We start from the raw sequence: 8,085 nt of genomic DNA on the forward strand, positions 1-8,085 counted from the left end.
GGCGAGCCCTTCCGCCGCGACGCCATGAAAAAACCCGTCGCCGTCGCAGGCATCGAAGCTTCCGACATGACACCCCAAGTCGAGGCGTAAGTTCAGTCAATACAAAGACCCGGGCCTAGCAGGGCCCGGGACTCTATGGGCTTTCCCGCGGGGAAAGCCTGATTTTTTTGTTAGAGGACGCAAGATGCAAGATATGACTGCATCCCCATCACTGATGTCTAAATCCCAGACATTTGTGCGCAAGAACGGCCGCGGATTCCTTGTTTCCGTCGTTGTGGCCGTCGCTGCGAAATTTCTGTCCGAGCACTACGGCGCCCCGGCAATGCTGATGGCGCTGTTGCTGGGCATCGCGTTTCACTTCCTTGCCGAGGAAGACAGCGGAAGCTGCAAGCCCGGGATCGAATTCACCGCACGCACCGTGTTGCGGTTTGGCGTGGCCCTGCTCGGAGCGCGTATTTCAGTCGAACTGATGATGAATCTCGGGTCGGATCTCATTCTTGTCGTGATTGCAGGCGTAATCCTGACGATCCTGTTTGGCCTTTTGGGTGCACGTCTGCTGGGCCGCGGCTGGCGGTTTGGAGTTTTGACTGGCGGGTCGGTTGCGATCTGCGGTGCTTCTGCGGCGATGGCGCTGTCAGCCATTCTGCCCAAGAACGAACATTCCGAGCGCAACCTTATCTTCACGGTGCTGTCCGTGACGGTACTGTCGACCATTGCGATGATCGCCTATCCGATCCTGACCGAAGCCTTTGACTTCAATGACGAGATTTCAGGCGTGTTTCTAGGCGGAACGATCCACGATGTTGCACAGGTGGTTGGTGCGGGCTTTTCGGTTTCGGACCAAACCGGCGAGGTTGCCACGTTGGTCAAACTGATCCGTGTCGCCATGCTGGCTCCGGTGGTTTTGGTGATTTCAGCGCTTGTGCGCCGCCATGCTGAGTTTACCGACGAAGGCAAGCGCCCTCCGATCCTGCCCATGTTCGTGGTTGGCTTTCTGATCTTTGCGACGCTCAATTCGCTGGGGCTGATCCCTGCAGTGGTGTCCGAAGCGATGTCCAGCCTCAGCCGTTGGGCGCTGCTTGTTTCGATTGCGGCGGTGGGGATGAAAACCTCGCTTAAGCGTATTCTGGACGTAGGCGGACAGGCCATCGTCCTGATCGTCGCCGAGACCATCTTTATCGCCCTGTTCGTTCTGATCGGCGTCTATCTAGTGCATTATTGAGATCTGACGACGCAGGAATGCAACGCAAGGACATTTAGCAGAAATTCGAGGAAACAAATGACCGAACATGTACGCAATCTATACGACGCCCCGGAAACGCGCAGTGAACGCCGCCTTGCGGATTTGCCTGATCGCGTGGTCGAGGGTGATCCGCATCACCAGGTCGGCATGCATTTTGTCAGCCCGGACAAAAAGCTTTCGGCGGGCACCTGGACGTCGACGCCAGGCAAGTGGCACGCATTCACGGATAAGGACGAGTACTGCTATATTGTGGAAGGAAATTGCGCCCTGATCCACGAGGACGGAACGCGTCAGGACTTTCGTGCCGGGGCAAGCTTTTTGATACCAAACGGTTTTCGCGGGTATTGGGAGGTTTTGGAAACCACGACCAAGCATTTTGTAATACGCGATTTGAGCGCGGACGACTGAACCCGAAAACCTGGTTTCGATCCATTTCCGGGCGTTTCTGTTCAATAGACAGAAACGCCCGGTCGTTTACTCCAACGACACCCACAAAACACGGGCGTCTTCTTCGCTGGTCGAGATGCAGCCGTGTCCCATACTGCTGTCGTAATATAGCGAGTCACCAGCTTTCATCGGCAGGGGCCGATAGTGTTCCGACACAAAGATCAGCTCTCCACTCAGCACATACAGGAACTCTTCGCCGCTGTGGCGTATCCAGTTTTCGAATTCGGAAAGATCGCGGGCTTTGATCGTCGCGATATATGGCAGCATGCGTTTGCTGGTCAGATCGGGACACAGTAACTCATGCAGGTAGGTGGATGTTTCTCGCCTGTCACCTTCACCCTTGGGGGTAAAGTCCCGGCGTCCTGAAATCCCGGTCTGCCCGGATTGCAGGAACAGCTGCGGGGTGCTCATGTCCAACGCCTGAGTCAACCTTCGCACTATATCAAAGCTGGGCCGGGTCTGGTTGTTCTCGATCTTGGAAAGTGTCGAGCGACCGATTCCCGCTGCGCGACCGGCCTCTTCTAATGTCCACCCTTTTGCGCGTCGGGCATCCCGGATCGACAGCCCCAGCGCAGCGCCTTCGTCCTGTTCGTCCGGCCCGATGATGTCTTCTGAGCTGTCGTCGGCCAAAGAAATCCCTCCCGTTTTCCAAAGGTTACCGGATTCCCCGGTAGCCGACAACGTATCTGTGATGAGATTTTTGTTGCCTTATGCAGACGAATTCCACTATAGGAAACAAAATTTCGTACTTGGGATTCGAGATTGCAGGAGGAGAACATGTTCACAAAACCGCTGAAGGATGCTGATCCGGTCATTGCGGCGTCGATCGCGCGCGAGGGACAGCGTCAGGCTGAGCAGATCGAGTTGATCGCGTCCGAGAACATCGTCTCGCAGGCCGTCATCGACGCGCAGGGTTCTGTACTGACCAACAAATACGCCGAGGGCTATCCGGGCCGTCGCTACTATGGCGGATGCGAATTTGTTGACGAGGTCGAAGCCGAAGCCATTGACCGGCTAAAGAAACTGTTCGGCTGTGAATTTGCAAATGTTCAGCCGCACTCGGGTGCGCAGGCAAACGGTGCGGTCAAGCTGGCGCTGCTCAGCCCCGGTGATACGATCCTGGGTATGTCGCTGGATGCTGGGGGCCATCTGACCCACGGTGCGAAACCCGCCCAGTCGGGCAAGTGGTTCCGTCCGATTCAGTATGGGCTGACCGATGCGGGTCTGATTGACTATGATCAGGTCGAGGCGCTGGCCAAAGCCGAAAAGCCCAAACTGATCATCGCAGGGGCGTCTGCCTATTCGCAAAAGGTCGACTTTGCCCGGTTCCGCGCCATCGCGGATGAGGTCGGGGCCTGGTTGCTGGCCGACATGGCCCATATTGCCGGTCTGGTCGCCACCGGTCTGCATCCGTCGCCTGTTGGTCACGCGCATGTTGTCACATCTACCACCCACAAGACCCTGCGCGGCCCGCGCGGTGGGATCATTCTGACCAATGACGAGGCGCTGGCGAAGAAGCTGAATTCGGCCGTATTCCCGGGCCTTCAGGGCGGTCCGCTGATGCATGTGATTGCTGGCAAGGCCGTTGCGTTTGGCGAGGCGCTGAAGCCGGAATTCAAGGAATACATGCAGCGCGTTGTCGACAGCGCCTCTGCCTTGGCAAACGTCATGATGGCGCGCGGTTGCGACATCGTCTCGGGCGGGACCGAAAACCACCTGATGCTGGTTGATTTGCGCCCCGTTGGCGTGACCGGCAAAGACGCCGAAGCGGCACTGGAGCGGGCAGGCTTCACCTGCAACAAGAACAGCGTACCGGGCGATCCTGAGAAACCCACGGTGACCAGCGGCATCCGCCTGGGCACCGCCGCCGGATGCAGCCGCGGCTTTGGACCGGAAGAGTTCAAACAGATCGGCCACCTGATCGGCGACGTGCTCGACGCGCTGGCACAATCGCCAGAAGGGGACGCAGCCGTCGAACAACAGACCCGTGAAAAGGTGCGCGCCCTCTGCGCAAGCCACCCGATTTACTGAGAGACGACCAAATGGCTTACGATCTTATCGTCATCGGGGGTGGACCAGGCGGCTATGTCGCTGCGATCCGCGCCGCGCAACTGGGCCTGAAAGTGGCCTGCGTCGAAGGCCGTGGCGCGCTTGGCGGGACCTGCCTGAATGTGGGGTGCATCCCCTCCAAAGCGTTGCTGACCTCTTCGGCCAAGTATGCCGAAATTGCACATCTCTCCTCGCACGGTATTGCGGTCGAGGGGGCCAGCATTGACCTGCCGGCGATGATGGGGCGCAAAGATAAGATCGTAGGCGACCTGACCAAAGGTATCGGGTTTCTATTCAAGAAAAACGGCGTCGATCTGATCGAAGGTTGGGCCAGCATCCCAGCCAGCGGTCAGGTCAAGGTTGGCGATGATGTTTTTGAGGCCAAAGATATCCTGATCGCAACCGGCTCAGAGCCCACTCCGCTGGGTGGTATCGATATGGATGAGAAGGACATCCTCAGCTCGACCGGCGCATTGGCGCTTGAGACGGTGCCGGATCATCTGGTGGTTGTCGGCGCCGGAGTAATAGGATTGGAGCTTGGGCAGGTCTGGTCCCGCCTGGGGGCCAAGGTGACCGTGGTCGAATATCTGGACCGCGTGCTGCCCGGAATCGACGGCGAGATCGCGAAGCTCGCGCAGCGGGCATTGTCCAAGCGGGGCCTCAAGTTTCAGTTGGGCCGTGCGTTGAAATCTGTCGAAAAGACGGATGTGGGCCTGACGCTCACGCTTGATCGCGTTGGCAAAGACAAGGAAGAGGTGATCGAGGCCGACAAGGTCCTGATCGCCGTCGGTCGTCGCCCAGTGACGCGTGGCCTTGGCCTGGACGCGCTCGGCGTTGCCGTAAACCACCGCGGCTTTATCGAAGTGGATGGCACATTCCAGACCTCGGTTCCGGGTATCTTCGCGATCGGTGACTGCGTTCCCGGACCCATGCTGGCGCATAAGGCGGAAGAAGATGGCGTTGCATGTGTCGAGATGCTGGCCGGGCAGGGCGGGCACGTCGACTACAACACCGTTCCGGGCGTCGTGTATACGGATCCCGAAATCGCCTCGGTCGGCGCAACTGAAGAAGCGCTGAAAGAGGTCGGTACTGAATACACGGTCGGCAAATTCGCCTTCATGGCCAACTCGCGCGCGCGCTCGACAGGTGAAACTGACGGTGCGGTAAAGGTGCTGGCCGATCCCAACGGCACAATCCTTGGGGCGCATATCTGCGGCGCTCATGGGGGCGATTTGATCGCCGAATTGGTTCTGGCCATGACCAAGGGCGCGACCGTGTCCGAGGTCGCCTTAACCTGTCACGCACACCCGGCAATGGGCGAGGCGGTCAAGGAAGCCTGCCTCGATGCCATGGGCCGCGCGATCCACGCGTAAGAGGGACCAGCCAGATGACCATTCAGCTTCGTCCACGCCATCCCGAAAAGGCCAAAAGGGCCGACAGCGTCATTCCGCGCAAGCCCAACTGGATTCGCCGGAAAAAGATCGAAAGCGCCGAGTATTACGAGACCCGTCGCCTGATGCGCGAGCACGATCTGGCCACGGTTTGCGAAGAGGCCGCGTGCCCGAATATCGGCGAATGCTGGTCCAAACGCCATGCCACCATGATGATCATGGGTGAGGTCTGCACACGCGGGTGTTCCTTCTGCAACGTCGCAACAGGCCGTCCGGACGCGTTGGATGCGTTCGAGCCCGGTCGCGTCGCGGCAGCGGTTAAGAAACTGGGTCTGCGCCATGTGGTCATCACCTCGGTCGATCGTGACGATCTGGCCGATGGCGGGGCGGAACATATCGCCCAGACGATCCGCGCTGTGCGCCACCAGAATGCGGGCACTACGGTTGAGGTGCTGACACCCGATTTTCTAGGCAAGGGCAACGCAGCCGATTTCGTGTTCGAAGCGGCACCGGATGTGTTCAACCATAATCTCGAAACGGTTCCGCATTTGTATCCGACGGTTCGCCCCGGCGCGCGGTATTACGCCTCGCTGCGGTTGCTGGATGATGCCAAACGCGCCAACCCCGAGCTTTTCACCAAGTCGGGCCTGATGGTGGGGCTGGGAGAAACGCTCAGCGACGTGCGGCAGGTGATGGACGATCTGCGCGCCGCCAATGTCGATTTTCTGACCGTGGGTCAGTACCTGCAACCGACACCGAAACACCATCCAATTGATCGGTTCTGGGCACCAGAGGAGTTTGCTCAACTGGAACAGATCGCCCGATCCAAGGGCTTTCTGCACGTGTCGGCCACACCGCTGACCCGATCATCGTTCCACGCGGACGAAGACTTTGCCGCCCTCAAGCATGCCCGCCAACGGGCTCTGGCGAACAGGGCATAAACCCAACGCAAATGGGAGGGAAACCATGGAAGCGTTAAATTCAATCGTAGGGGCCATAAATGGCGTCGTATGGGGGCCGCTGATGCTGGTCCTCATTCTGGGCGTCGGCTTCTTCCTGCAGGTGGGGCTGAAATTCATGCCGATCCTGCGCATCGGCACAGGCTTCAGCCTGCTGTTCAAAGGCCGTGAGGGTCAGGGCGAAGGGCAGATCAGCCCGTTCAACGCGCTGATGACCTCGCTGTCGGCGACCATCGGTACAGGTAACATTGCCGGTGTGGCCACCGCTGTCTTCCTGGGCGGTCCGGGTGCATTGTTCTGGATGTGGATGACCGCCCTGGTGGGCATGGCCACCAAATATGCCGAAGCCGTCTGTGCGGTGAAATACCGTGAGAAGGACGAGCTGGGCAACTATGTCGGCGGCCCGATGTACTACATCAAGAACGGCCTTGGCGCGAAATGGGCCTGGCTGGGCGTTGCATTTGCCCTGTTCGGCGCAATTGCTGCTTTTGGCATCGGCAACGGTGTGCAGGCCAACGGCGTTGCACAGGTTCTGGAATCGAATTTTGGTGTAAACACTTCGGTCACCGGCGTTGTTCTGATGGTTCTGACCGCAGCCGTAATCCTGGGCGGCATCACCCGCATCGGTGCAGTCGCAGGTAAACTGGTTCCGGCCATGGCAATCGCCTACATCGTCGCCGGTCTTCTGGTTCTGATAATCAACATCGGAAATATCGGTAACGCTCTGTCGCTCGTCTTCACCTACGCCTTCACCCCATCTGCCGCAGAAGGTGGATTTGCAGGTGCGGCTGTCTGGGCTGCGATCCGTTTTGGTGTGGCACGTGGTGTCTTCTCAAACGAAGCCGGTCTGGGTTCTGCTCCGATCGCGCATGCTGCGGCCGAGACCAAAGGCCCAGTAAACCAGGGTCTTATCGCGATGCTGGGTACGTTCATCGATACCATCATCGTGTGCTCGATCACCGGTCTGGCGATCATCTCCACAGGTGCATGGACATCCGGTGAATCCGGTGCGGCCTTGACCTCGCTGGCATTTGCCACGTCGCTGCCGGGTGGTGGTGCTCTGATCGCAATCGCTCTGTCGATCTTCGCCTTCACAACCATCCTCGGTTGGTCGTTCTACGGCGAAAAATGTGTCGAGTTCCTTCTGGGTGTCAAATCCCTGATGCCGTACCGTGTTCTGTGGATTGTCGCGATCTACTTCGGTGCAACGGCGGATCTTGGCTTTGTCTGGCTGCTGGCGGATACGTTGAACGCCATGATGGCCATTCCGAACCTGATCGCCTTGGCGCTGCTGAGCCCGATCGTCTTCAAACTGACGAAAGAGTTCTTCGCCTCGGGCGGCCAGTCCGAAGAGCCCGGCGGAACACCAGCCGAATAACATCGGCCCTGAACAAGCAGGGGGCCTTCTGGCCCCCTGACGTATAAACAGAATTTCTATCTTGAGGAGAGACGCGATGGCCACGAAAATCCTGCTGCCCATTGATCACACCGACGACCGCTCGTGGAAACAAGCGCTGCCAGTCGCTTTGGAACAAGCGAAATTCTACGGTGCCGAGTTGCATGCAGTCGCTGTCATCCCCGAGATAATCCGACTACCGAACCTGCCCGCCAACTATGGCGCAGGCGCCAAAGACCATGTTCGCAACGCGGTTCAGGCCATCCTGGAAAATGGTGTCGCATCCGACGTGACGGTGCATGTTGAAGAAGGTAGCGTTTATCGCGAAATCCTGAAACTCGCCCACAGGGAAGGCTTTGATCTGATCGTCATGGCGTCGACCAAAGGCGATTTTCCGAACTACGAAATTGGCCCGAACCTGGCCCGCGTCGTGCGCAACGCGCACTGCACCGTCATGGTCGTTCGCGACCAGTCCCGCTGATTGAAAGGTTGAGAAAATGACAGATTTGAAACGCACTCCTCTTTATGCGCTACACGTTGAGTTGGGGGGTAAGTTGGTTGATTTTGCGGGTTGGGAGATGCCTGTTCAGTATCCGTTGG

8 protein-coding genes are annotated in these 8,085 nt (G+C 58.4%); 7 read left to right on the plus strand and 1 reads right to left on the minus strand.

Features of this window, described 5'->3' with window-relative positions:
- The first annotated feature begins 193 nt into the window (after positions 1-193).
- Together ACR0JA_RS23505 and ACR0JA_RS23510 are read left to right on the plus strand one after the other, a co-directional pair.
- A complete protein-coding gene (locus ACR0JA_RS23505) occupies positions 194-1,222 on the plus strand; it encodes a YeiH family protein (protein ID WP_480580353.1) in 1,029 nt (342 codons plus the stop codon).
- Positions 1,223-1,279: 57 nt separating this feature from the next.
- Positions 1,280-1,651 (plus strand): cupin domain-containing protein, encoded by a 372-nt coding sequence (locus ACR0JA_RS23510; protein ID WP_480580356.1) that lies wholly within the window; start codon positions 1,280-1,282, stop codon positions 1,649-1,651.
- Between the two features lie 66 nt (positions 1,652-1,717).
- On the opposite strand, the gene ACR0JA_RS23515 is transcribed toward ACR0JA_RS23510, so the two are convergent.
- Entirely contained in the window at positions 1,718-2,320 is a 603-nt protein-coding gene (locus tag ACR0JA_RS23515; RefSeq protein ID WP_480580359.1) for a helix-turn-helix domain-containing protein, read from the minus strand.
- A gap of 147 nt (positions 2,321-2,467) precedes the next feature.
- Between ACR0JA_RS23515 and glyA the strand changes: the two genes are divergently transcribed.
- From glyA to ACR0JA_RS23540, 5 genes are all read left to right on the plus strand, one after another.
- Positions 2,468-3,721 carry a serine hydroxymethyltransferase gene (gene glyA, locus ACR0JA_RS23520; protein ID WP_480580362.1) on the plus strand — a complete coding sequence of 418 codons (1,254 nt, stop codon included), beginning with the start codon at positions 2,468-2,470 and terminating at the stop codon, positions 3,719-3,721.
- Between the two features lie 11 nt (positions 3,722-3,732).
- Entirely contained in the window at positions 3,733-5,112 is a 1,380-nt protein-coding gene (lpdA, locus tag ACR0JA_RS23525) for a dihydrolipoyl dehydrogenase (protein WP_480580365.1), read from the plus strand.
- A 14-nt stretch (positions 5,113-5,126) separates the two neighbouring features.
- The gene (lipA, locus tag ACR0JA_RS23530; protein ID WP_480580368.1) at positions 5,127-6,071 is read left to right on the plus strand and encodes a lipoyl synthase; all 945 of its coding nucleotides are present in this window, start codon (positions 5,127-5,129) and stop codon (positions 6,069-6,071) included.
- A gap of 25 nt (positions 6,072-6,096) precedes the next feature.
- The gene (locus ACR0JA_RS23535) at positions 6,097-7,467 is read left to right on the plus strand and encodes an alanine/glycine:cation symporter family protein (RefSeq protein ID WP_480580371.1); all 1,371 of its coding nucleotides are present in this window, start codon (positions 6,097-6,099) and stop codon (positions 7,465-7,467) included.
- Positions 7,468-7,543: 76 nt separating this feature from the next.
- Positions 7,544-7,966: a universal stress protein gene (locus ACR0JA_RS23540; RefSeq protein ID WP_480580374.1), complete on the plus strand. Its 423-nt coding sequence runs from the start codon at positions 7,544-7,546 to the stop codon at positions 7,964-7,966.
- Positions 7,967-8,085: the final 119 nt, after the last annotated feature.

This window comes from Ruegeria sp. AM4, assembly GCF_056540665.1.

Bases quoted from the DNA above. Each gene is read 5' to 3' on its own strand.
- ACR0JA_RS23505 (WP_480580353.1), top strand. From the start codon at position 194: ATGACTGCATCCCCATCACTGATGTCTAAATCCCAGACATTTGTGCGC.
- ACR0JA_RS23510 (WP_480580356.1), top strand. From the start codon at position 1,280: ATGACCGAACATGTACGCAATCTATACGACGCCCCGGAAACGCGCAGT.
- glyA (WP_480580362.1), top strand. From the start codon at position 2,468: ATGTTCACAAAACCGCTGAAGGATGCTGATCCGGTCATTGCGGCGTCG.
- lpdA (WP_480580365.1), top strand. From the start codon at position 3,733: ATGGCTTACGATCTTATCGTCATCGGGGGTGGACCAGGCGGCTATGTC.
- lipA (WP_480580368.1), top strand. From the start codon at position 5,127: ATGACCATTCAGCTTCGTCCACGCCATCCCGAAAAGGCCAAAAGGGCC.
- ACR0JA_RS23535 (WP_480580371.1), top strand. From the start codon at position 6,097: ATGGAAGCGTTAAATTCAATCGTAGGGGCCATAAATGGCGTCGTATGG.
- ACR0JA_RS23540 (WP_480580374.1), top strand. From the start codon at position 7,544: ATGGCCACGAAAATCCTGCTGCCCATTGATCACACCGACGACCGCTCG.